The organism is Coxiella endosymbiont of Amblyomma sculptum (assembly GCF_009883795.1).
Classification (GTDB): Bacteria; Pseudomonadota; Gammaproteobacteria; order Coxiellales; family Coxiellaceae; genus Coxiella.
The window spans coordinates 477,646-501,492 of the sequence record NZ_CP033868.1; the positions used below are offsets into that span (position 1 = coordinate 477,646).

The window sequence follows — 23,847 nt, forward strand, 5'->3', positions numbered from 1 at the left end:
GTGGAGTCGTGTATTATGTCTTGATATTCCGACTATAGTTGATTTTTATGTTACACAACAGGAAAATTCTTCTTGGCATTACCGGTTCTATCGCTGCTTATAAAAGTGTCGAATTAATACGAAGATTAAGAAAACAAGGAGCGTTAGTTAGGGTAGTGATGACACCTAAGGCGCAAGCTTTTATTTCTCCGTTGACTTTCCAAACAGTATCCGGATTTCCTGTATCAGGCAAGTTGTTTTCTGCTCAAAATTTCTCTGGAATGGCGCATGTTGATTTAGCTCGGTGGTGCGAGCAAATTTTAATTGCTCCCGCCAGCGCTGATTTCATTTCACGATTGGCGTATGGTCGAGCGAACGATCTTCTTACAACCCTTTGCTTAACTACAGAAACACCAATTGCAGTAGCTCCTTCTATGAATCAACGAATGTGGTATAACGAAATTACCCAAACAAACATCATACGGCTTCAAAAATACGGTATTGAAATATTTGGACCCGATATAGGCGCACAAATATGTGGGGATTTTGGTCCGGGAAGAATGCTGGAACCTGAAGAATTAGTATATTGTTTGGAACAACGCACAGTTGAAAAAATTCTTACAGACAAATATGTACTCGTAACAGCAGGTCCAACGTGTGAAGCTATTGATCCCGTACGCTATCTTACTAATCGAAGTTCTGGAAAAATGGGCTACGCTTTAGCTAAAGCAGCTATTACTATGGGAGCTACAGTTACTTTGGTCAGTGGACCAACAACTCTGTTTCTTCCCAAAAACGTTAATCGTATTGATGTTGTAACCGCGCAAGAGATGCTTGAGGCGGTTATACAAGAAGCTTCAAAGTGCGATGTGTTTATCAGTGCAGCGGCCATAAGCGACTACCGTTCCGCTATGCCGTCGGTTACAAAAATAAAAAAGTGTAAAGTTTCTCTGTCTCTTGATTTGGTAAGAAATCCTGACATTATATCGGCAGTATCTAGTCTACCTAATAAGCCTTTTATTGTAGGTTTTGCATTGGAAACTGAAAATCATTTGGAAAACGCAAAAATGAAATTGCGGAAAAAAAATATGGATATGGTTGTACTCAATTCGGAAAAAGCGTTTGAAAGTAATGTAAATACTGTCACTGTAATCAATAAATTAGGAAAAATCCAAGATTTTTCTTCAAAAAAGAAATTCTTTTTGGCAATTGATTTGATGAAATTGATCGCTGAAAATTTGTCCAATCTTCGATGCGATAGCCATTTCGGAAGATAAGATCGAAAATTTTGTGTCTCAATATCTTCTATTGTTATTTTAGTGTTTTCTTGTTGAGAATAATTTCTTAAACTTTACTTGATATCGAATAAAAAACGTAGGGAATGATACTGCGTTTTCTTCAAAAAAATCTTTCTTAGTTATTTGTTATGATATACGAATGAGAGCAGAAAAAGAACACTGTACAATTTTTTCCTTAATTGTGAGATTGGAATCGTTATGATCCGTCGTGTTGTTTTAGGTGTAAGTTATGACGGATCTGCTTATCGCGGTTGGCAAATCCAAAAGGGTCTTAAAACGATTCAGGGAGAATTAGAAACGGCTTTACACACAGTAGCCAGTCATCCTGTTTCCACAGTTTGTGCCGGTCGAACTGATTCTGGAGTGCACGCAAATGGACAGGTAGTGCATTTTGATACAGTGTCTTACCGTAGTGGACGTTCTTGGATTTTCGGTATCAACAGCAATCTTTCTTCCGATATCAGTGTTTTGTGGGCTCAGGAAGTAGATAGGTGTTTTCACGCTCGATTTTCTGCGAAATCCAGACGGTATTGCTATCTGATTTATAATCGTGCAATTCGACCAGGAATTTTGCATAAGGCGATAGGATGGTGTCGTTGGCCTCTAGATGAAAATCGAATGAGAGTTGCTGCGCAGTACTTTATAGGAGAACACGATTTTCGATCCTTTCAAGGAAAAGGCTGTCAATCAAAAACTTCGACACGTACTATCTTTCGGATCAAAATTTCTCGCACGCAACATATGGTGGTTATTGAGGTACGAGGAAACGCTTTTTTATTACATATGGTTCGGAATATTGTGGGTATTTTGATTGATATTGGAAGCGGGCGAAAAGAACCAAAATGGGCAGAAATTGTTCTAAAAGTTAAAGATTTCTACAGAAGAACGGTAACGGTATCACCAAATGGATTGTATTTAGCAGATGTCACTTATCCTCAAGAATTTAATCTGCCTCAGACTCAATCAGGACCATTTTGTTTTAGTATATGACATTTGTCTTTGTTTGGAATTGTCAATCAGTTGTATTAAGGTAAATAGAATTTGGAAAGGTTCAGATAAAAATGAATTGGTTTATGCGATTACTTCCAAAAATTTCCACTTCCATTAAGAAAGGAGTCCCAAGGGGAATTTGGAGCAAATGTCCTTCTTGTACGTCGATTCTGTATCGTGCTGAATTGGAAAGAAATTTGGAAGTGTGTCCTAAATGTAATTATCATATTCGTATTGGTGCTAGAAAACGGTTGATGCAATTTTTGGACTCGGGAGGCCAACAAGAAATAGAGGGGCATCTGTTACCAATAGATCGCCTTAAGTTCCGAGATTCAAAGAAATACAAAGATCGGCTTAATAGCACCCAAAGATTGACGGGAGAGAAAGAAGCTCTCGTCGTATACAAAGGTAATCTTTACGATATTCCTATTATTGCTACCGCATTCGAATTCTCTTTTATTGGGGGATCGATGGGAACCGCGGTCGGAGAAAAATTTGTGAAAAGTGTAGAAATAGCTATGAAAGAAGAACGAACACTTATTTGTTTTTCAACGAGCGGAGGCGCTCGTATGCAAGAAGGTCTTTTCTCTTTGTTCCAAATGGCTAAAACAACTTTTGCGCTAGCACAACTGTCAAAACGTAGAATTCCATTTTTCTCAATATTGACGGATCCTACTATGGGAGGGGTTTCTGCTAGTTTAGCTATGTTGGGCGATGTTATTATCGCGGAACCTAATGCGTTGATTGGGTTTTCAGGACCACGAGTAATTGAACAGACTATTCGAGAAACTCTACCAAAAGGTTTTCAACGCAGTAAATTTTTGTTAGAACATGGAGCTATCGATATGGTAGTAGATCGACGCGAATTAAGAAAAATTGTGTCCTCTCTCATCGCTAAATTAATCCACCGACCAATAATAAAAAATATATAATCTACAATAATCGGAAATCTACATCAAGTTAGTCTAAATAAATTAGAGCATTCAAATCCCAATAGGAAAGAAACCCAATAGGAAGGAAAAATGGTAATTTGTCGAGATTTGCATACTTGGTTAGATTATATCAATACACTTCATTACCGTGAAATTGATCTGGACTTGTCTAGAATAATTTCTTTGGCAGGCAAATTGGGATTGTCTGATTTTTCATGTCCTGTCGTTACAGTAGCGGGAACCAATGGAAAGGGATCTGTAATTAAATCTCTCGAAAGTATTTACCTGGCTTCTGGATACCAAGTGGCTGCTTATACATCACCTCATTTGTTATTCTTTAACGAAAGATTGCGTTTCAATAATAGCCCGATGTCTGATAGAGATTTTACTGAGGCTTTTACGTTTATTGAAAAAAACCGCAATCAACAAGCTCTGAGTTTTTTTGAATTTACTACCTTGGCATGTCTCTACATTTGTAAAAGATTGGCATTAGACGTTCTCTTACTGGAAGTGGGATTGGGAGGGCGTCTAGACGCCGTCAACATTATTGATCCAGATGTTTCTGTAATTACTACGATTGGTATCGATCACACAGATTGGCTAGGAAGTGATCGGGAATCTATTGGACGAGAGAAAGCGGGAATTTTTCGAGCATACCATCCAGTAATTTGTGGTGATCCTAATCCGCCAGATAGCATTTTTGAAGCAGCTCGGTTATTAAAATCTCCTATTTTTCAATTTAGGAAAGATTTCTTCATTGTTAAAAATAAAAAAACATGGGAATGGAACGGTCCTAATGGTATTTACTATGATTCTTTGCCCTTTCCTCGATTAAAAATCCAGAATGTAGCTACTAGTTTGATGGTAATCACTCAGCTGCAAGATTGTCTGCCTGTAAGAAAATTTTCTGTAATATCCGGTATTCGAGAAGCTGTTTTGCCCGATCGTTTTGAACAATTGGAGAAACCTGTATCTGTCATTTTTGACGTGGCACATAATCCACAAGCCACTCAATATTTAGCAGAACAACTTCATCGTACGTCTTATTCGGGACAAACTTTTGCGGTATTTGGAATGCTAAAGGATAAAGACATTTTAGGTACCATTACACCTATGCTATCTTGCATTGATTGTTGGTATGTAGGAGGTTTACCAGAAGTACAACGAGGTGCTTCTGGTAAGAAGCTAGTGGATTTTTTGAGGATAAAAGGTGTCAAACATTGTTGTAATTTTGTATCAGTTAATAAAGCTTTAGAAGCAGCGATTGCGAAATGTGCAGCACAAGATCGCATTGTGGTGTTTGGTTCCTTTTATACAGTAGCTATAGCTAAAAAATTCTTTTCTCAGAACCGGTGATAAAAAACCCCTAAAATTTTGTCGATTTGTCGACAGGAATTTTTTCGAAACAAGCGAAAGACTATTTAAACAATTGCAAGAGATGGTTTTAATGCTTATATTTATTCACGCATTAATCTGTTAACTTGTCTTTTTAGATTATACAAAATCTATGATGAGACAGACGGATAAAATTGTCTTTCGGAGACGGATAAAATGAATTTTGGTATTGTGTCTTGTTTTAATTGGATCGATTTTTCTATCGTCGGAACTGTTTTTCTCTCGATTGTTGTTAGTTTTTTTCGTGGTTTTGTAAGAGAGTCTATTTCTTTAATCGTATGGATTTTCGCAGTTATCGTTGCATTTAAATTTTCGGAACCTGTTCAAGTTTTTTTACATCCATGGATTGGTTTGGGTAGTCTTCGATATGCGATCGCCTTTGGGGTTTTATTTCTAGCTGTTTTAATTTCCGGGGCTTTTATTAATTCAATGATGTGCGCACTGGTGAAAAAAATAGATCTTACTATTACCGATCGATTATTGGGCATTTTTTTTGGGGCAGGTCGAGGATTGTTCATTGTTGCTATTTTGCTTACATTTTTCGGTATCGGCGGCATCGAAGAAGAAAAGAGCGCAATTGCTCAGTCGCAATTAGCACCTAAATTTGAACCAATAGCAATGTGGCTACACCAGTTTGTTCCATCTCAGATTGGAAATATTCTTCAGTGGTTAGAAGAAGCCTCTTCGAATTAAAATCAATAAGGAGGAGTATGGTAGGATGTGTGGAATTGTAGGTATTATCGCTCGCGACTGTGTGAATCAAGATATTTATGATGCATTAACCATGCTACAGCACCGCGGGCAGGATGCAGCTGGAATTATGACAAGTGACGGTGAGAAAGTTTTTTTGAGAAAATCCAAAGGATTAGTTCGTGATGTAATTCGCGAATCTCATATGCTTCGTCTTGTAGGAAATATGGGAATTGGACATGTTCGTTATTCTACATCGGGTACAGAAAGTCCTTCTGAGTCTCAACCTTTTTATGTCAATTCCCCTTACGGTTTGGGCCTGGTTCATAATGGAAATTTAGTGAATGTTAAAGAATTGGCTGATGATTTAATTCGTGTGGACCTACGCCACCTAAATACTACATCGGATTCAGAAATTTTACTTAACGTAGTGGCTCATGAATTGCGACGCTTTGGAAGTATACATCTTTCTCCTGAACAATTATTTCAAGCTATGATAGAAGTATACAATCGAGTCGAAGGAGCATTCGCAGCAGCTTTGATTATCAACGGATACGGTATAGTGGGTTTTCGAGATCCAAATGCTATTCGTCCATTAATTTATGGCAAACGAGAAAACGGGAGTACATCGGAGTTCATTTTAGCTTCCGAAAGTATCGCTCTGGATGCATTAGGGTTTGAATTTTTGAATGATGTTAATCCCGGCGAAGTGATTTACTTTGATCGACACGGGCAAATACATCGAAAACAATGCGCTAGAAAAGTTAATCTCTCTCCGTGTATTTTTGAATACACCTATTTAGCGCGTCCTGACTCTATTATGGATAGTATACCCGTATATCAAGCACGAGCCAGCATGGGGAAAAGATTGGCTAAAAAGATTTTACAAGAGCGACCTAATCATGGTATCGATGTAATTATTCCGATTCCCGATACAAGTCGTAATGCGGCCCATGCTCTAGCCCAAGTTTTAGAAGTTCCTTATTCAGAGGGATTTGTAAAAAATCGCTATATCGGAAGAACATTTATTATGCCGGGACAAGATCTACGCCGAAGTTCTGTCCGTTTGAAATTGAATGCGATAAAAACTGAATTTGTTGATAAAAAGGTTTTATTAGTAGACGATTCGGTAGTAAGAGGAACTACTTCGAAAGAAATCATTCAAATGGCTCGCGATGCAGGAGCAAAAAAAGTGTATCTTGCCTCAGCGACTCCGATGATCCGCTACCCTAATGTGTACGGAATCGATATGCCTACAGCGCAGGAATTGATTGCATACGAAAAATCGGTCGATGATGTTCGAAGAACAATTAAAGCAGACTGGTTGATATATCAAGATCTTATCGATGTATATCAAGCGATAAACGATTCGGTCGTTTCCAAAAAACCAAAAATCTTGAGATTTGAAGACTCTGTTTTTACCGGAAATTACATTTCTGGTAGAATCACTAAAGCGTATTTGGATGAGCTGGCGAGTTCTCGTAACGACACCGTAAGGTCAGAAAAACGAATGTTGAACAACGTAAACGTACAAGAGGAAGTTTCAGACATTTTATAGATTGTAAATTAGTAAGAATTATTAATAATTATTAATATTGTAATAAATTGTAAAATTGTACGGTAGACTTGGAGTAGGAGTTTATAGAGACAAAGAAACGGACTGTAGGCCCGAAGAGACGCGGGTCGGAAGTCGGATAAAGTCCTTTAATTTTTGCACAAAAGAGGTAATTTTTGCACACAAGAGGATAAGAGGGCCTCTTTTTCCGCTCTTGCTTTCGCAGCTCTTTTTTTCTTCTCTTCATCTTTTCTTTCTTTCATTTTCCTTCATCCGATTTTTAGTATATTTTTTACGAAACCGTTCGATCCGACCTTCTGTATCGACGATTTTTTGTTGTCCGGTGTAAAAGGGATGACATGCCGAGCAGATTTCTAAGCGAAGATCGTGGTCTAAGATAGATTCCACAGTAAAGACGTTTCCACAACTACACGTCACTTTAATTTCTTGATATCTTGGATGAATTTCTTTCTTCACGACTTTTTTCTGTTTTTCTACTCCCTATCCGAAAGTGTTTTTTCGTGGGGTTTTTTGAATCAAAATTTTGGATCTTAGATTTGTTGTATTATGTAGATTTATTAAATTCTCGTATATCGTATTTTTATTTTGTTACTTGTTTACAACACACATGAAAAAATTAAAGATGCAGACAATTAACGAACGCCTACACAACTCCGAGCTACCCGAGAAAGTTCCGGAAATACAGAACGAAAAATCGGATACGAAAACCCATCGAATCGTATATCACGATACATAATAAATATCAATACTAAGAACCAAGACCACTAAGACCAATACTAAGATCCAGAGAAATATCAAGACGACTTTGCTTGAATCCTCAAAGCGTGGATATCCGATTTCATAAAATCACACAAGGCGCTATAGACCATACGATGGCAATCTACGAGATTTTTATTTTCAAAAGCTTTCGCTACAATACAAACAAAGAAATGTCCTTTTTCTCCTTTGGTAGTGTTCACATGATCTATGTGATGATCGCTTTCATCAAGTACTGTTAGGCTTTCTGGACAAAAAACTTCAGTAAGCCGCCTTCGAATTTGAATAATTCTTTCTTCTTGGAGAGACATAACTTAACACACTCCGCCGTAACATAAATTCTATATATCCAATTTCCTCTTTTATTTTTTAAGAATTTTAGTTTTTCCTAAAGTAGGCATCATGCTCGCATATCGTTGTAAGATTTGCAACTCTTTGAGAGATTACAGTAATTTTCTAAGACTTAGAACAGAAGCAAAAGCTCTTAATTCTAGAAATTAATATGAATGATGTTTATCATCCTGAATTTTTATTTCTCTGATGTACTTCTCGAATTGCTTTAATAATTCAATCTTGACAACCATTCAATCAGAGCGTTAGAATGTAAAAGATCGGTTTCGCAACTTGGAATTTGCTTGCGCGGTTTCTGCGAGAAGTGCGAGAAGATGGTTGTGAAGATCAAAAAGTTTTTTCTATGTTTCTATGTCGGATACATTTGTCCCAATCAGTTCTGTTTTTGATAAAGTTTCTGCCTATTTTTCTTTAGGGCCTTTGCTCGAGGATCCTGTTCTTATATCTGTGGGAAGATTGAGTAACAATGAAGTGTGGCGATTGAAAACTCGATCTGGATCGTATGCGTTAAAACGTATGTCTTCTGAATCCGAAGAGATTTGCAGGGAAAACGAAAAAATTGTTAAGAATTTCCAAAACTCGGGATTGTCCTCTGTTATCAGTTTTCCTAAAGGAAGTTGTCTGTACGGTTCTTATTTTTTCCAACTTTTCGATTGGATCATAGGAGAGAAATTGGTATCTGAAAAAATTACAACAAAACAGACTAAAATTGTGGGCAGTTTGTTGGCAAATTTGCACATACATGCTCTAGATCCTTCTAAATTGGATTTAGCTGTATTAAACAATTCCTTTCACAGTTGCACCTATTCTTACGACAAAGACCTTTGGACGGATGTTCTGAATAAAGCTATTTTGCTTGGAATAAAAGAAAGCGATCAACTAAAATCTTTAGCATTGCTATTGATGGAAACAGCTGAGAAAAGCAATATCGCTGCAATGCAATTATTGTCTTCTTGCATTATTGGTCATAGAGATATAAGTCCCAATAATGTTCTTTGGAAGACGAAAGAACAACCTGTTGTTCTCGATTGGGAACTGTCAGGACTTATTCATCCTACTACTGAAGTAATCGGTACTGCTTTTGATTGGAGTGTCGTGAATTCGACACAAGTTGATGAGCATCGTTATCAGAAATTAGTTCGGGAATATGTGCGTTCTGGAGGAATACTAAGTCAAGTACGATTGGCTTTTAAAGCTTTGATGGGAGTATGGTTGAATTGGTTTTTGTATAGTTTGGGAAAATTTGTTGGAGGCAAAGACTCTATTGCTAGAGTGGCTGAGTACGAAGCGATTCATACGCTATTGACTTTTAAGAAAATATACAATAACCAGGAGAAGTGGATTTCTTTATTGCGTTAAACCTGGAAGTTTGTCTTAATCTTACGCGACAAAGGTTATTTGGTAAGTTTTTCTCTCGGTCTGAGGTGGAGTGTTATTGTTGTGAGTATTTTAGTTGATTTATAGAAAAATTTTCACGCGCTTCTGGACTATTTTTACTGTGAGAAAGAAACGGAAATAATCTAAAAAGGCCTGGGTAGGGTTTCATTCTCGCAATGATTTTTGATTTTGTGGAAGTGCAATGTGGACATTAACTATTATCCTTTTAGTCGCCAACTCGGATGGATACTAAAAGAAAAAAATATGAAACTGGTAGTAGCGGAATCTTGTACTGGTGGAGGGTTATGTTCAGCCATTACTCGAATTCCGGGCAGCTCTTCCTGGTTCGACTGTGGGTTTGTTGTATACAGTAATAACTCAAAAGAGGAAATTTTAGGTATAGAGCCTCAATTGATACAAGAAGAAGGAAGCGTCAGTGAAGCGATAGCGCGTGAAATGGCTGCGAGAGCATTAAAACGAAGTCGTGCGGATATTTCTATGAGTATTACAGGAACTATGGGGCCAACTTCTGAAAAATCTATAGGAACTGTCTGGTTTGGAATTGCAAAAAAGATGGGGACAATACAATGTAGGAAAGCTCGGTTTAGTAGTGGTCGTAAACACATTCAGGATTCTTCGGTTATCTATGGATTAAAATACCTGATTCAATCCATCATAGATTGACTGGAGAAATAGATAGAGGGAAGACTACAACGGGGCAAAACTTGTTTTTGTAGTTCTGCGGTTCTGTTGTAATTGCTCTACATTTTGGATCGGATTTGTTGCGGATACGAATACAGATTTAAGGGATGAAAATGGACAACCGGGAAAAAATGCTAAGTACTATTTTATCGCAAATTGAACATCAATTCGGCAAAGGATCGGTAATGCGATTGGGTGATGCCGAAATTGCTAAAAACGTTGATGTAATTTCAACAGGTTCTTTAGGTTTAGATATTGCTTTGGGTGTTGGAGGCTTACCCCGTGGACGCGTGATAGAAATCTATGGACCAGAAGCTTCTGGAAAGACGACTTTAGCTCTTCAGACTATTACGTCTTGCCAACGAATGGGAGGTGTAGCGGCTTTCATAGACGCTGAACATGCTTTAGACGCAATTTACGCAAAAAATCTGGGTGTTAGAATTGACGATCTGCTAATATCACAGCCAGATACAGGAGAGCAAGCTTTGGAAATTACGGATATGTTAGTTCGTTCGGGTGCTGTTGATGTGATAGTGGTCGATTCTGTAGCTGCTTTAACACCTAAAGCCGAAATTGAGGGAGATATGGGCGATTCTCATATAGGACTTCAGGCGCGATTGATGTCGCAAGCACTGCGTAAACTTACTGCTAATATTAAAAAATCTAATACGTTAGTGATTTTTATCAATCAGATACGAATGAAAATCGGTGTTGTATTCGGTAATCCTGAGACCACTGCGGGTGGAAATGCCCTCAAATTTTATTCTTCTGTACGATTGGATATTCGTCGCATTGGATCGGTCAAAAGCGGAGAAGAAATTACTGGTAGCGAGACACGAGTTAAAGTGGTTAAAAATAAAGTAGCGCCCCCTTTTCGTCAGATAGAATTTGATATTTTGTATGGACTGGGCATTTCTCGTGAAAGTGAATTAGTTAGTCTTGGGGTTAAAAATGAGATTATCGAAAAAGTGGGTACTTGGTACCGTTACAATGGCAAATATATCGGACAAGGGAAAGAAAATGTTCGAAGATTTTTGGTGAAAGAACAAGAAATTGCGGAAGAAATTGAAATTCGCTTGAGAGAAAAACTATTGCCAAAGAAAACGTGCGAAAGAAAGACTTCTTAAGAAAGAAATTTGAAAATTAAATAATCTCGTAACGAATCCCCAATGTCAAATTACATGAACTGCAATCAATTGCGTCAATTTTTTATTGAGTACTTTAGAAAATTAGACCATGAGGTCGTTCCTAGTAGCTCCTTAGTTCCTACGGATGATCCGACTTTGTTGTTTACAAATTCCGGAATGGTGCAATTCAAGAATGTATTTTTAGGTACCGATGTACGTTCTTATCAGAAGGCTGTTTCTATACAGAAGTGTATACGAGCAAGCGGGAAACACAACGACCTGGAGAGTGTTGGCTACACATCTCGCCATCATACTTTTTTTGAAATGCTAGGGAATTTTAGTTTTAAAAATTACTTTAAACGTGAAGCTATTGGTTATACCTGGCGTTTTTTGACAGAGGTTTTAGAACTACCAAAAAAACAGTTATGGGTGACTATATTACAGGGTGATTGTGAAAGCGAGTCCATTTGGCTTAGAGAAATGAAAGTTGACCCAAAACGTCTGTCCCGTCACGGGAGAGAAGAGAATTTTTGGCAGATGGGAGACAGTGGACCTTGTGGTCCTTGCACGGAAATATTTTACGATTACGGTCCTACAAAAATTTACAGAGATCGTCGTGTAGAAATTTGTAATTTGGTATTTATGCAATACGATAAAGATTTGTCTGGTAATCTTTGTCCTTTACAAGAACCTTCCGTAGATACTGGAATGGGACTTGAACGTCTTGCCGCGGTAACACAAGGTGTATATAACAACTACGACACAGAATTATTTCAACACCTTCTAAAATCTCTAAGAGCGCTAATTGGCAGTGACAATCGTAGCGCTTCAGCTCGAGTGATCGTAGATCATATTCGTTCAGCTACTTTTCTTATTTCTGACGGTGTTCTGCCTTCTAATGAGGGAAGAGGTTACGTTTTACGTCGCATTATTCGTCGCGCTCTTCGGCACGGTTACAAATTGGGACAACAGGAAGTATTTTTTTATCAGATGGTAAGTCCATTGGTAAAAATAATGGGTTGTGCCTATCCTGAACTGTATAAGACGCAATCTGTTGTTGAACAGACTATCCGTCGGGAAGAAGTTCAATTCTCTCAAACACTGTGCAAAGGTCTTAAAATTTTAGATCGAGAGATGAAAAAACTACCCCATCGTACAATTCCAGGCGATGTGATTTTTCAATTATACGACACTTACGGTTTTCCTCCTGATTTGACATCAGACATTGCCAAAGAACATAATTTCACGATGGATTATATAGGATTTAATAGGGCTATGGAGAGTCATCGTGCACTTTCCAAGAAAACACAACAGCCGACTGTTACTTGTATTCGGAAGAAATATCGTTGAATAGTAGAAGCAATATATTTTATGAAGACGAATAAGTCAGCAACTGTGCTAAGTGAACAAAAGATAAGGAGCAAAGATGGGTAAATATTTCTTTTGGAATAGGGTTTATTGTGTAGGTTGTTCGGACATTGTTTGGAGTTGTATTGTACAACAGAAAAGTAGGAAAATATTTTTTAGTAAGAAGTATCAGAAGTATCAGAAGTATAAAGACGTTTGAGATTTTGTTTCTCACATCTGAGAAATTTAGTTGTTGTCCTAAATAACTTCTGATTAGCGATATATAATGATTCAAGTTTTGAAGCGAGTTGTCTATAGAAATTTTCGGGAACGCGTGGGGTCGGAAAACCGAGAAAATAAGATTGTTTAGATCGTTTCGAATTATCTTCTTGTACCTCTTTAGAAGATTGATATATAGATGATTGATATATATAGATAATAGATAAGGTGAAGACGTTGCCTACATATTCACAGAAGAGAAGCTACGTAACAGAATTGAGCGGTTTCCTAAAAACTAATGAGTAGTTTCCTGAAAATTAATTATAATGTGGATCGAAATTTAGGATTAGAAAGGCAATTACAGAATTGCAAAGAGAGAAAAATGGTTTTATGACAGGTTTAACTACAAAAGAAAGAAATTTCCTGGAAGGATTGATATTAGGGATACAAATTTACAGTCGTACTAGAGAGATGGGACAAGGGGGAGATTAAAAAACAGTTGATATTGATCGAGTACGCAATCGGAAAGACGGTATATGTTTTCTGGAAAATTGTAGAAAGGAACATTTGGAGTTTTCAGTGGCCTTAGTCGTTCAAAAATTTGGAGGCAGTTCCGTCGCAGATGTAGATGGAATAAAAAATGTCGCTCGCATTGTTTCAGAAGCACGAAAGCAGGGTCATATGGTGGTTGTAGTGGTTTCGGCGATGTACAAAGAGACGGATCGACTAATCGAATTGGCGCATTCTGTTTCTAAAACTAATGCCAATAACCTTAGGGAATATAATGCTCTGATATCAACAGGCGAACAAATGTCCGCCGCTTTGCTCAGTATGGCACTAGAAGCTAAAAATTGCCCCGCCCTTTCTTATAATGCCGCACAAATCCGTTTGAGAACAACTAATGAACATAAAAAAGCTCGCATTGTCGATATCGATCCTCAAATTTTACTGGACGATTTAGAAAAGGGATGTATTCCCGTAGTGGCCGGATTTCAGGGAATTAGCGAAATTGGAGAAATTACTACTTTGGGTCGTGGAGGATCTGATCTTACTGCGGTTGTTCTGGCCGCTGCCTTAAAAGCAGACGAATGTCAAATTTTTACCGATGTCGATGGAATTTACACCAGCGATCCTAAGGGTATTCCTACCGCCAGACGTATTTCAAAACTCACTTTTGATGCAGTGATAGAAATGTCCAGTCTAGGAGCCCAAGTACTTCAAAATCGATGTCTCGAATTTGCTGGAAAATATCAAGTCCCCATCCGTGTGTTGTCTAGTTTTCGTGATGGACCAGGAACAACAATTACCTACGGACAAGATTGTATTGAGCGGCCGCTTGTATCAAGTATTACCTTCGAAAGATGTCAAGCGAAACTCACTCTCCAAGGAATTCCCGAAAATCCTGATTTGGTCAGTCACATTCTCGATCCTATCAGTGAGACTGACACCGAAGTGGATATGATTGTTCAAGTTTCCGCTGCGGATACTAAAAAAATTGATTTCAGTTTTACGTTACAGCGAGATGACTATTTTAGAGTATATCCGATTGTACGGATGATAGCAAAAGAACTTGGTGCCAAAACAATATTGGGCAATGATGACGTTTCTAAAATTTCTTTAGTAGGTGTGGGAATGCGTTCCCATGCGGGAATTGCTTCTCGGATGTTTAGCGCTCTGGGACAAGAAGGAATTCGTGTGCACTTAGTAACCGCTACTGAGGTTAAAATTTCAGTTTTGATTGATGAAAAATATTTAGAGGCGGGCATCAAAAAACTACATTCAGCTTTTGATCTTGATCGATAACGCAATTGGTTATAGTTAGAAGTTATAGTTAGAAGATATTATTATTATTTTTTTACATTGTTCTTAAATTGACGGAGAGATGGCCGAGTTGGTTGAAGGCGCTCCTCTGCTAAGGGAGTATGGGGCGGAAGCCCTATCGAGGGTTCGAATCCCTCTCTCTCCGCGCATTTGCTTAAGGAATATTTGGTTGGGAAAAAAGCATAATTAAAGTAAACTTCTTCTCCTCTATTTCTATCACGTTCTATCACGGTGCTAGTCTGATGATTTTCCATTCCCGATCGTCTTGTCTTAAATAGAGAATTCGGTCGTGCAAACGATGTTTTTTCCCGATCCAGAATTCCATCCGTATTGGAATTAAACGAAAACCACCCCAGAATTCAGGACAATATACTTTCTCAGGAAAGTTTTTTCGATACTTTTGGTGTCGATCAATTAGATACCCACGATTGGGAATTTCTTGACTCTGTTCTGAGATCCATGCGTTAATTTGGCTTTCGTACGGACGAGTTTCGAAATAAGTTTCTGATTCTTTTCGTGCTAATTTTTTAACGTACCCTTCTCCGCATACTTGCTTATAAATTTTCGGCCAATAAAACACCCAAGCCGCATTGGGATTCTCTGATAAATCTTTAGCTTTTCTGCTGTAGTAATTTGTAAAAAAGAGCAAACCCCCACCGGAAATTCCTTTGAATAATACGGTGCGTGCAGTAGGTTTTCCTTTTGAATTAGCGGTAGCTAGAGTCATTGCGGAAGGATCATCGGCGGTATGCTCCTTCTGGGCTTCTTTATACCACAATTCAAACTGTTCTAAAGGATTGTCTAGGAAATTCGATCGGAACAAAACTAAATATTTTCCTCTTTCGAGAATCTAAAAAGTAATTTACTACAGAAATTGTTCTTTCTGTTATTTCTAATCTCTTAAACCTATTCCTCTTTTCATAAAGAAATAGGTAATACCAAATAAAATAACAGTAAAAATCAACATCAAAAGGTAAGAAAGAGTGAGTCGATTGTCCGCAATCCCTAAAAATCCATATCGAAAGTTATCAATGATGTAGCTGATGGGATTTACGTAGGAAATGTATTGCCACGCGGTCGGTAGTAAGTTTATCGAATAAAAAACACCACCCAGATAAGTCAATGGAGTTAAAACAAAAGTAGGAATTATAGAAATGTCATCAAAACTTTTTGCATAAATGGCATTAATTAACCCGGACAGTGAAAAAATACTAGATGCCAAGAACGCTGTCAACAGAACAGTAACCACAGAATGAATGTACAAGTGCGCGAAGCAAAGAGCAATGATGGATACAATAACACCTACAACAATTCCTCGCAAAAGACCGCTACTCATAAAACCTAAAAGAACGGTTAGGCTAGAGATTGGAGAAACCAAAATTTCTTCGATGTGTCGTTGAAATTTAGCCCCAAAAAAAGCCGAAACTGAGCTAGAATAGGAGCTGGTAATTACATGCATCATAACAAGACCAGGGGCAATAAATTGAACGTATTTGTGTCCTCCCATAACAAAACCCACTTGGATACCAATAACTCGGCCAAAAATAATGAAGTACAAAATGCTTGTTATTGCAGGTGGCAAAAGCGTTTGAGACCAGATTCTTGTGATGCGTTTCAACTCTGTAACGATAATCGTTTGATAGGCTATTCGCTCTCTTTTGAAATTCATAATTTTACTTCCCCGCTGTCAATCTGAGAAACAATTCTTCCAACCGATTGGACTTGTTTCTCATACTAGTCACTTCAATTTCATACCGTTTTAAATTCTCAAATAAAGCATTCAAATTTCTTTCTTTGGGAACTTCAACTTCTAAAGTTATAGGATCTCTTACCCAAAATTGATATCCTTCCATTTTAGGTATATCTTTTATCGGTTCTCTCAGATAAAGAATAAATCGTTCTGTATCGAGCTTGGTTAAAATATCTGACATAGTCGTATTTTCAATGATTTCACCGTGATCGATAATGGCGATATTTCGACACAAACGTTCGGCTTCTTCGAAATAATGAGTAGTCAAAATAATTGTTGTTCCCTGTTGATTCAATTTTTGAAAAAAGTTCCACATAGAACGACGCACTTCGATGTCTACACCCGCTGTCGGTTCATCTAATATTAGCATACGTGGATTAGGAACAAGAGCTCGTGCAATCATTAGCCGGCGTTTACATCCTCCTGAAAGTTGACGGGCTATATTGTTACGTTTTTCCCATAACCCTAATTGCTTCAAATATTTTTCAGCTTGTGGCATTGCTTCTTTACGAGAGATACCATAATATCCTGCTTGCTGCAGTACAATATCCAATACTGATTGAAAAATATTGAAATTAAATTCCTGAGGAACAAGTCCAATATAGGCCTTGGCCGACGCAAAATCCTTATCAATATCATGATCATAGACGACCACTTTCCCACTGGTTTTGTTTACCAGAGAAGTAATAATTCCTATCGTCGTTGACTTTCCGGCACCGTTAGGACCAAGCAAAGCAAAGAAACTACCTGCATTTACCGAAAAATTAATACCTCTTAATGCTTGTAGGTGATTTTCGTATGTCTTTTTTAAGTTTTTAACAATAAGTGCTTTCACGTATTGGTGAACGGATCGGCAATCTCTAAGTAACTTCTTGTAGAAAATGTACTGTTACAAAATTCGATCGCTTTTTCACCTCATAATTATTAATTTTTAATGTTACCTAAGTTATTATTGGACAATTTGGACAGCAGAATTTTTCGTTGTATTTCTTTATTTTTATCTCTTTTATAGATTTTTAAAAAATCCTAAAGTTCTTGTTAGAGATAGTAGATAGGTAGAGGCCAAATAATAACCAAAATAAAAAAAACTGTTACGGTCATTAGTGTCACAATCCTACGCGAAAGTCAAGAATCCAAGCGATTTAGAGAAACAAAATATTTTTTGTGCGGAACTTGCTTTGGGAAGGTAAGTTGTGTTATACGTACGAGCCTGGGTTTTTTCCGTACATTAAGTGACGAAATGCCCCTAGATGCGCGGAGTAGACTGCAACGAATCTTGCTTCGTTTGCTTCGCCTCACTTGAATTCGTAAGAGGAGACAATTGTTCATGTCATCTAAGTTTTTGATCTCAATAATAAGCTTGTGTAGCACTCTAACTTCTTCTTGGGCGGTTGCGCATCAGCAAGTTGATCGTATCCGGGTGGGTCAATCGGAACAGAAAAAGCAAATCGTAAAAAAGGTTGTACAACGTACTCGTTGTCGTTTGGAAAGCGTTTCTCAAGAATTTAATCCCTACGGAATTAAAGATTTTAGTAGATTTCCGGGGTTAGTGATCAACGTCCCTACAATTCGAGAAGACGCTAGAATACTTATTCGTCAATACCAACTCGAACAAGAATGTCGTGAGTTGGGCATTCCGATTCCTTCATTTCCACAAGCAACCTTTAGTGGAAAGTTAGAAGATCAGTTGGATTATAAAAACCAGTACTCGGGACTAAAGACCTCAAATATCAACCTCAGTAGTGTAGAATTGGACACTTACGTTCGAAGCAATTTATGGACATCAGGTTATATGTCTTTGAATTATGACCCTAGCAAATCAACAAGCGGTTCATCGCATATATTTGTCGACCGTGCATTTATCGCCATTGGGAATTTAAGTCGATTTCCTTTTTATGCCAGTATCGGACAAGTTGATGTGCCTTTCGGACGTTACAAAAGTGCAATGATTACTTCTCCGGTTACGCAGAGTCTCGGACGAACTCAAACTCGCGCCGTAACCATAGGATATCAGCAAACAGGAAATAGCGCTTTACATGCCGAAATGTTCGGTTATCAAGAACCAAAAAACCTATTTCCGTCTCAAAATAGTAGACGAAACCAGTGGGGTGCAGATATTGGTTATGAATTTAATACCGGAGGACGCATCGGTAGTGAGATAGGTGCAAGTTTGATTTCTAATCTTGCGGATTCTCAAGGAATGCAGGAAGCGGTATTTTCGTCGAAAAACAAAACTTTGCACCATGCTGTACAAGCGGTTGATTTGTACGGTAGTCTTTCTGTTGATCCTGTGATTTTCACTGCTGAGTATGTCAGAGCCTTAAAAAGTTTTGATGTATCTGATGTCGGGTTCGAAAATCAAGGAGCTTGTCCCACTGCTTTCCATACTGAGGTAAATTACGTATTTCATATGGGTTCGAGACCCGGATCTTTCGGGTTCGGATACGGTCATACCACACAAGCAGCAATTCTTGGATTGCCTCAAGATCGTTACAGCATTTTTTGTAATGTTGGTATTTGGAAGGATACAAATTTTTCTTTAGAATATCGTCATGATGTTAACTATCCAAAAGTTGTTGGTGCTGCTATTATTGTTGACGATTGCGGAAGTAAAAAATCGATTCCTTCCAGCATCCTCATCTCTGGTTTGGATAAGAGTGATAACGTTGTGACTGCACGTTTTGATCTTTACTTTTGATTATAATCTAAATCGATTATGATCCTAGAAGATACCTCCTCCTTTTTTCAAAGAAAGGAGGAGGTTTTCTGTTTTTGTTTTGTGATTCATCAAAACTGAAGTAAACAAAATTTTCTTAGAATTTTTGACAATTGAAAGACGTATGTTTTCAAAAATTTGCACAGTTAGTGCTATACTGGTTCAAATATTACGGTCGTCACGATCTTCCTTGGAAGAAGGATACAACTCCGTATCGAGTTTGGATTTCTGAAGTTATGCTACAGCAAACACGAGTCACAACAGTAATTCCTTACTTTGAACGCTTTGTACAACAATTTCCAACTCTTAAGATTTTATCTGTAGCAGATGTTGACGAAGTTTTGATTTACTGGTCTGGTTTAGGGTATTACGCTCGTGCCCATAATCTTCATCGTACTGCCCAAATCATCTACAAACAATATCATGGAAAATTTCCTACCACCATAGAAAAATTGACAGCACTACCTGGAATCGGTCGATCGACTGCGGGCGCTATTCTTTCGTTTGGTATGCACCGATACGCAGTACTTTTGGATAGTAATGTAAAAAGAGTATTGTCTCGTTATTTCGATTTAAATGTTCTTCCAAAAAATGCAAATGGAATTAATTTGTTATGGAGTTTGGCAAAAAAATGCACTCCTCAAAAACATTGTTGGGATTACAATCAAGCTATAATGGATCTCGGCGCTATAGTATGTACTCGTGTGCCCAAATGCTTAATTTGTCCTTTACAGGATTCTTGTTTTTCTTATCAGAAGAACACTCATCAGATTAAATCTCTTGTTGAAAAACCAAAGAGAAATAGGCTACAAAAAAAAAGTATTTATTTAATCGTACTTCAAAATTTTCAAGGTCACATTTTTCTTGAAAAACGCCCCTTAACAGGGATATGGGGTGGATTGTGGAGTTTCCCTGAATGTCCTGTCAATGTAGAAAATTTAGAGCTTTGGTGCCATATAAGATTTAATATCGATAGCACTACAAAAATTGAATGGTGGAATCCTTTCCTTCATAAGCTCAGTCACTTAATTTTAGAAATCAATCCGATTTTATTAAAATCTTATACGAAGGATTCATACATTCTTGCAGAAGATAAGTCTGAAATTTGGTACAAAGACAATTTTTCTCTTCCAGGGGGGATCGCCGCACCAATAGCACGATTGATTAGACAATTGAAACAAAAATGAAACTTATAAATCGCCGAATTTTCTGCAAAAAATTAGGTGAAGAAGCTGATGCTTTACGTTACCAACCTTATCCTGGAAAATTGGGAAAAAAGATTTACGATCAAATTTCCGAACAAGCTTGGAAATCGTGGCTGTCGTATCAGACCATTTTAATTAACGAATACCATCTTAGCCTCATTGATCCGGACGCTCGTTGTTTCCTTGAACAAGAAATGAATAGATTCCTCTTTGGAGGAAAAAATGAATAATCCAAAAAATTTATTGGCCAGATAGCTCAGTTGGTAGAGCAGAGGACTGAAAATCCTTGTGTCGGCAGTTCGATTCTGCCTCTGGCCATCCGTATAGAGAATTGGAATTAAAGGATCAACTTTTAATGAACGAAACTATCGACCTAATCAGCTTGGGGCCTTTATAAACTAGTCCTGTATAAATTTGTACTAAGCAAGCCCCTGATTGTAGGAAAGCGGTGGCATCTTCAGGAGAAAAAATTCCTCCAACACCAACAATCGGAACAGAATTTTGCACTAGTGTACGAAGTTTCTTGACAACAAAAAGAGATCTAGAAAAAAGAGGTCTTCCGCTGAGACCCCCTCTTATACCCGATTGTGCCGGTTGATTTTTTTTCGACTTTTGGAAATTACTTGTTGTATTTGTAGCAATTAAACCGTCTAGACGGTATTTTAAAGATACCGAAGCGATAAATCGCAATTGTGTTGGAGTTAAATCTGGAGATATTTTAAAGAGTATTGGTACACGTCTTCGGTGTTGACCTTCCAATCGGCATTGTTCTTCTTGAAGTCGATTGACCAATTTTGGAAGATATTGTTCAGATTGCAATTTTTGTAAATGAGGAGTGTTAGGAGACGATATATTTATCGTAGCATAATCCACATAAGGATAGGCTTTTTCAAGACAATGCTGATAATCTTCATAAGAATTTTTTAACGGAGTAGTCAAATTTTTACCAATATTGATACCAACAATACCTTGCACCGTTCGCTTCTTAAGCTGTTCTACACAATAATCTATACCTAAATTGTTAAAACCCAAATGGTTAACGAACGCCTGAGATTTCAACAATCGAAACAATCGAGGCTTTGGATTGCCTAGTTGAGGTTTTGGGGTGACAGCACCTATTTCTACAAAACCAAATCCGAGCCCAAGTAGTACATCGATGTAATTTCCGTTTTTGTCTAGGCCCGCTGCAAGTCCGATTGGATTTGGAAAATCCAAACCAAATACTGATATAGGTTTTTTTGGAAAATTTCTTAAATATTTTCTGATCATCCAAGGATGATAAAATGCTTTCAAAGCGGACAAAACCAGATAGTGTGCCTTTTCAGGATCGAATTGAGATGACAAAAAATGTAGACATTTATAGACCATCGTCTTTTTACTACTTATATTTTATATTGCAATTTTATACGTATCGTTCTGAACATTAGCTCTTAAAACAGATTTTTAAAAAAGACAAAATGTTTCTCATCATTGTATAAACAGAGGACAAGGAATTTTACATAATACTATTTAAATCGCAAATCGGATGTCATAGAATCCAAAATCAAGACTGAAATATTTTTTCCATTTTGGGTTTTCATTCCACTTGCGGTGAAGAGGTCTTTCTCAAATCTTCTGTATTGTTTCTCCTTTTTTAGGAGAGGTTATGTAATCCCAACAGACCAAACAACAGTGTTTTTAAATTGCTGTTGACAACAAAATTTTAGAAGGTTAAGACTATGAAAAGAATGGACAATCTGAGAATAAAGACCGTACGACCTTTAATATTTCCGGCACTACTTACCGAAGAATTGCCTCTGACAGAAGAAATTTCGTCTGGGATAGAGTGTGCGAGAACTGTTGTAAAAAAGATTCTCCATGGAGAAGATGACCGACTGCTAGTTGTGGTTGGTCCGTGTTCTATAAACGATCCTCAAGCCGCTATGGAATATGCTTCTCGACTTAAAGATTGTGTTTCTCGATATTCCGAATTGTTTATCGTTATGCGAGTCTATTTTGAAAAACCTCGAACCATTGTCGGATGGAAAGGGTTGATAAACGATCCTTATCTGAACAAAAGTTTTCAAGTCAATCAAGGTCTTCGAATCGCCCGACGTTTACTATTGGATATAAATCAATTAGTTCCTACTGGTAGTGAATTTTTGGACACTATTATCCCCCAATATATTGCTGATTTGACAACATGGTCAGCTATAGGAGCTCGCACCACCGAAAGCCAAATTCACAGAGAACTTGCTTCAGGACTTTCTATGCCAATTGGTTTTAAAAACGGGACAACGGGAAGTATCCAAGTTGCCATTGACGCCGCCCTTGCAGCTCATCATCCTCACCATTTTCTTGGTATATCTGAACAAGGTATTGCCTCTATTGTCAGTACTACGGGAAACCAAGATAGTCACATTATTTTACGAGGTTCTGTTAGAAGTACCAACTACGATTCATCAACAATTTCCGAAACTGTAAAAAGATTGCAATCAGTATACTTATCTCCTTTACTGATGATCGATTGCAGTCATGGTAACAGCGGAAAAGACCATACAAAACAAATACAAGTGATAAATTCAATCTGTGATCAGATGCGCCGAGGGAATTTCTCAATTTTTGGAATTATGATCGAAAGCAATTTACTTGAAGGGAAACAAATTCTAAAACTCGGAAAACTTTTACAGTACGGACAAAGTATCACCGACGCTTGTATTTCTTGGAACGATACAAAAAAAGCACTCGATAAACTAGCCGAAGCTGTCGCTGTTCGTCGCCAAAAAAAACAGTTCTAGTGATTTTTTATTCACCGCCTGATTGGAATCAACTAGGGGTAAGTCCTCTTAGCATTCGTTGCCGCTCGACCTCGTATAAACAAATTCCACACGCTACGGAAACATTCAAACTTTCTATGTTGCCTCGAAGAGGAATCTGCGCTAGAAAATCACAGAGTGTTTTAGTTAGCCGACGTATTCCCTTACCTTCATTTCCTATGACGAGAGCAATATCTCCAGTCAAATCGATATCTTGTATATGAGAACTCGCGTCGATTGTGGCTCCAACAATCCAAATTCCTTGTTTCTGAAGCCAACGAATGGTGCGAGATAAGTTTGTCAGTTGAATAAACGGTAATATTCCAACAGCGCCACAAGCCACTTTTCGAACAGTAGGTGTTATACCAACTGCTCGATCCTTGGGTACGATTACAGCTTGAGCACCTAATGCTTCTGCATTTCGAAAACAGGCACCCAAATTGTGAGGATCATTTATTTGTTCTAGAATTAGTAACAACGTAGGAGTTTCTCGATTTTTTATCATAATTTGCAGTGCGTGCTCATCGAAAGTTTCAAAATTTTGGCATTTAGCGATTATCCCTTGGTGATTTTTTCCCGCTAAAGTGTTTAATTCCTTTCGGGATCTGTACTCAATAGTTATGCCTAATTTTTCTGCTTTTTCAACCAAAATTTGCAATCGTTGGTCTTCGCGATTTTTTTGCACGCTCAGAGTGATAACGGTATGAGCCGCCGTTTCTAAAAGAATTCGCACAACGTGAATTCCACAGACGATTTCCATTACTTGTATTTTATTACTGTTTGTTGAAGAAAATTTAAATTTCTTTAAGATGCTAATAAAA

General features: G+C 37.7%; 21 protein-coding genes, 2 tRNA genes and 1 pseudogene. 17 read left to right on the plus strand and 7 right to left on the minus strand.

The window, feature by feature from the left end:
* Window positions 1–47: 47 nt before the first annotated feature.
* The 6 genes from coaBC (at window position 48) to purF (ending at window position 6,842) form a co-directional block, all read left to right on the plus strand.
* Window positions 48–1,256, plus strand: coding sequence for a bifunctional phosphopantothenoylcysteine decarboxylase/phosphopantothenate--cysteine ligase CoaBC (gene coaBC, locus EGQ50_RS02230; protein WP_159748176.1), 1,209 nt, complete (start codon window positions 48–50; stop codon window positions 1,254–1,256).
* 222 nt (window positions 1,257–1,478) lie between these two features.
* Complete coding sequence (gene truA, locus EGQ50_RS02235; RefSeq protein WP_159748499.1) at window positions 1,479–2,267, plus strand: tRNA pseudouridine(38-40) synthase TruA; 789 nt, start codon at window positions 1,479–1,481, stop codon at window positions 2,265–2,267.
* 71 nt (window positions 2,268–2,338) lie between these two features.
* Window positions 2,339–3,199, plus strand: a complete 861-nt coding sequence (accD, locus tag EGQ50_RS02240; RefSeq protein ID WP_159748178.1) for an acetyl-CoA carboxylase, carboxyltransferase subunit beta — start codon at window positions 2,339–2,341, stop codon at window positions 3,197–3,199.
* Window positions 3,200–3,289: 90 nt separating this feature from the next.
* Complete coding sequence (gene folC / locus EGQ50_RS02245; RefSeq protein ID WP_246168935.1) at window positions 3,290–4,555, plus strand: bifunctional tetrahydrofolate synthase/dihydrofolate synthase; 1,266 nt, start codon at window positions 3,290–3,292, stop codon at window positions 4,553–4,555.
* A 195-nt stretch (window positions 4,556–4,750) separates the two neighbouring features.
* Complete coding sequence (locus tag EGQ50_RS02250; RefSeq protein WP_159748180.1) at window positions 4,751–5,287, plus strand: CvpA family protein; 537 nt, start codon at window positions 4,751–4,753, stop codon at window positions 5,285–5,287.
* Window positions 5,288–5,312: 25 nt separating this feature from the next.
* On the plus strand, window positions 5,313–6,842 hold the full coding sequence (purF, locus tag EGQ50_RS02255; protein ID WP_159748182.1) for an amidophosphoribosyltransferase: 1,530 nt from the start codon (window positions 5,313–5,315) through the stop codon (window positions 6,840–6,842).
* A 240-nt stretch (window positions 6,843–7,082) separates the two neighbouring features.
* On the opposite strand, the gene rpmE is transcribed toward purF, so the two are convergent.
* Together rpmE and EGQ50_RS02265 are read right to left on the minus strand one after the other, a co-directional pair.
* Window positions 7,083–7,316, minus strand: coding sequence for a 50S ribosomal protein L31 (gene rpmE / locus EGQ50_RS02260; protein ID WP_159748184.1), 234 nt, complete (start codon window positions 7,314–7,316; stop codon window positions 7,083–7,085).
* A 338-nt stretch (window positions 7,317–7,654) separates the two neighbouring features.
* Window positions 7,655–7,927 carry a BolA family protein gene (locus tag EGQ50_RS02265; RefSeq protein ID WP_159748186.1) on the minus strand — a complete coding sequence of 91 codons (273 nt, stop codon included), beginning with the start codon at window positions 7,925–7,927 and terminating at the stop codon, window positions 7,655–7,657.
* A gap of 391 nt (window positions 7,928–8,318) precedes the next feature.
* Here EGQ50_RS02265 and EGQ50_RS02270 point away from each other — a divergent pair, with 391 nt between their 5' ends.
* From EGQ50_RS02270 to EGQ50_RS02295, 6 genes and pseudogenes are all read left to right on the plus strand, one after another.
* Window positions 8,319–9,326, plus strand: a complete 1,008-nt coding sequence (locus EGQ50_RS02270) for an aminoglycoside phosphotransferase family protein (protein WP_159748188.1) — start codon at window positions 8,319–8,321, stop codon at window positions 9,324–9,326.
* A 222-nt stretch (window positions 9,327–9,548) separates the two neighbouring features.
* On the plus strand, window positions 9,549–10,028 hold the full coding sequence (locus EGQ50_RS02275) for a CinA family protein (protein ID WP_159748190.1): 480 nt from the start codon (window positions 9,549–9,551) through the stop codon (window positions 10,026–10,028).
* Between the two features lie 131 nt (window positions 10,029–10,159).
* Window positions 10,160–11,173, plus strand: a complete 1,014-nt coding sequence (recA, locus tag EGQ50_RS02280) for a recombinase RecA (RefSeq protein WP_159748192.1) — start codon at window positions 10,160–10,162, stop codon at window positions 11,171–11,173.
* A 54-nt stretch (window positions 11,174–11,227) separates the two neighbouring features.
* Window positions 11,228–12,487, plus strand: a pseudogene (gene alaS, locus EGQ50_RS02285) (alanine--tRNA ligase); the annotation flags it as partial.
* Between the two features lie 819 nt (window positions 12,488–13,306).
* Window positions 13,307–14,542 (plus strand): aspartate kinase, encoded by a 1,236-nt coding sequence (locus EGQ50_RS02290; protein ID WP_246168936.1) that lies wholly within the window; start codon window positions 13,307–13,309, stop codon window positions 14,540–14,542.
* Window positions 14,543–14,615: 73 nt separating this feature from the next.
* Window positions 14,616–14,705, plus strand: a tRNA-Ser gene (locus EGQ50_RS02295).
* Between the two features lie 81 nt (window positions 14,706–14,786).
* Here EGQ50_RS02295 and pdxH read toward each other — a convergent pair.
* From pdxH to EGQ50_RS02310, 3 genes are all read right to left on the minus strand, one after another.
* Window positions 14,787–15,383 carry a pyridoxamine 5'-phosphate oxidase gene (gene pdxH / locus EGQ50_RS02300; protein ID WP_159748194.1) on the minus strand — a complete coding sequence of 199 codons (597 nt, stop codon included), beginning with the start codon at window positions 15,381–15,383 and terminating at the stop codon, window positions 14,787–14,789.
* A gap of 69 nt (window positions 15,384–15,452) precedes the next feature.
* The gene (locus EGQ50_RS02305) at window positions 15,453–16,229 is read right to left on the minus strand and encodes an ABC transporter permease (RefSeq protein ID WP_159748196.1); all 777 of its coding nucleotides are present in this window, start codon (window positions 16,227–16,229) and stop codon (window positions 15,453–15,455) included.
* Window positions 16,230–16,233: 4 nt separating this feature from the next.
* Entirely contained in the window at window positions 16,234–17,145 is a 912-nt protein-coding gene (locus EGQ50_RS02310) for an ABC transporter ATP-binding protein (protein ID WP_159748198.1), read from the minus strand.
* A 492-nt stretch (window positions 17,146–17,637) separates the two neighbouring features.
* Here EGQ50_RS02310 and EGQ50_RS02315 point away from each other — a divergent pair, with 492 nt between their 5' ends.
* From EGQ50_RS02315 to EGQ50_RS02330, 4 genes are all read left to right on the plus strand, one after another.
* The gene (locus EGQ50_RS02315) at window positions 17,638–19,008 is read left to right on the plus strand and encodes an LbtU family siderophore porin (RefSeq protein ID WP_159748200.1); all 1,371 of its coding nucleotides are present in this window, start codon (window positions 17,638–17,640) and stop codon (window positions 19,006–19,008) included.
* A 131-nt stretch (window positions 19,009–19,139) separates the two neighbouring features.
* Window positions 19,140–20,213 carry an A/G-specific adenine glycosylase gene (mutY, locus tag EGQ50_RS02320; RefSeq protein WP_159748202.1) on the plus strand — a complete coding sequence of 358 codons (1,074 nt, stop codon included), beginning with the start codon at window positions 19,140–19,142 and terminating at the stop codon, window positions 20,211–20,213.
* A 5-nt stretch (window positions 20,214–20,218) separates the two neighbouring features.
* Complete coding sequence (locus tag EGQ50_RS02325; RefSeq protein WP_159748507.1) at window positions 20,219–20,461, plus strand: oxidative damage protection protein; 243 nt, start codon at window positions 20,219–20,221, stop codon at window positions 20,459–20,461.
* Window positions 20,462–20,476: 15 nt separating this feature from the next.
* A tRNA-Phe gene (locus EGQ50_RS02330) sits at window positions 20,477–20,549 on the plus strand.
* Between the two features lie 27 nt (window positions 20,550–20,576).
* Here the strand turns inward: EGQ50_RS02330 and EGQ50_RS02335 are convergent.
* Window positions 20,577–21,599 (minus strand): quinone-dependent dihydroorotate dehydrogenase, encoded by a 1,023-nt coding sequence (locus tag EGQ50_RS02335; protein WP_159748204.1) that lies wholly within the window; start codon window positions 21,597–21,599, stop codon window positions 20,577–20,579.
* Window positions 21,600–21,949: 350 nt separating this feature from the next.
* On the opposite strand from EGQ50_RS02335, the gene EGQ50_RS02340 reads away from it, so the two are divergent.
* On the plus strand, window positions 21,950–23,008 hold the full coding sequence (locus EGQ50_RS02340) for a 3-deoxy-7-phosphoheptulonate synthase (RefSeq protein ID WP_159748206.1): 1,059 nt from the start codon (window positions 21,950–21,952) through the stop codon (window positions 23,006–23,008).
* A gap of 28 nt (window positions 23,009–23,036) precedes the next feature.
* On the opposite strand, the gene rlmB is transcribed toward EGQ50_RS02340, so the two are convergent.
* Complete coding sequence (gene rlmB / locus EGQ50_RS02345) at window positions 23,037–23,786, minus strand: 23S rRNA (guanosine(2251)-2'-O)-methyltransferase RlmB (RefSeq protein ID WP_159748208.1); 750 nt, start codon at window positions 23,784–23,786, stop codon at window positions 23,037–23,039.
* Between the last annotated feature and the right edge of the window lie 61 nt (window positions 23,787–23,847).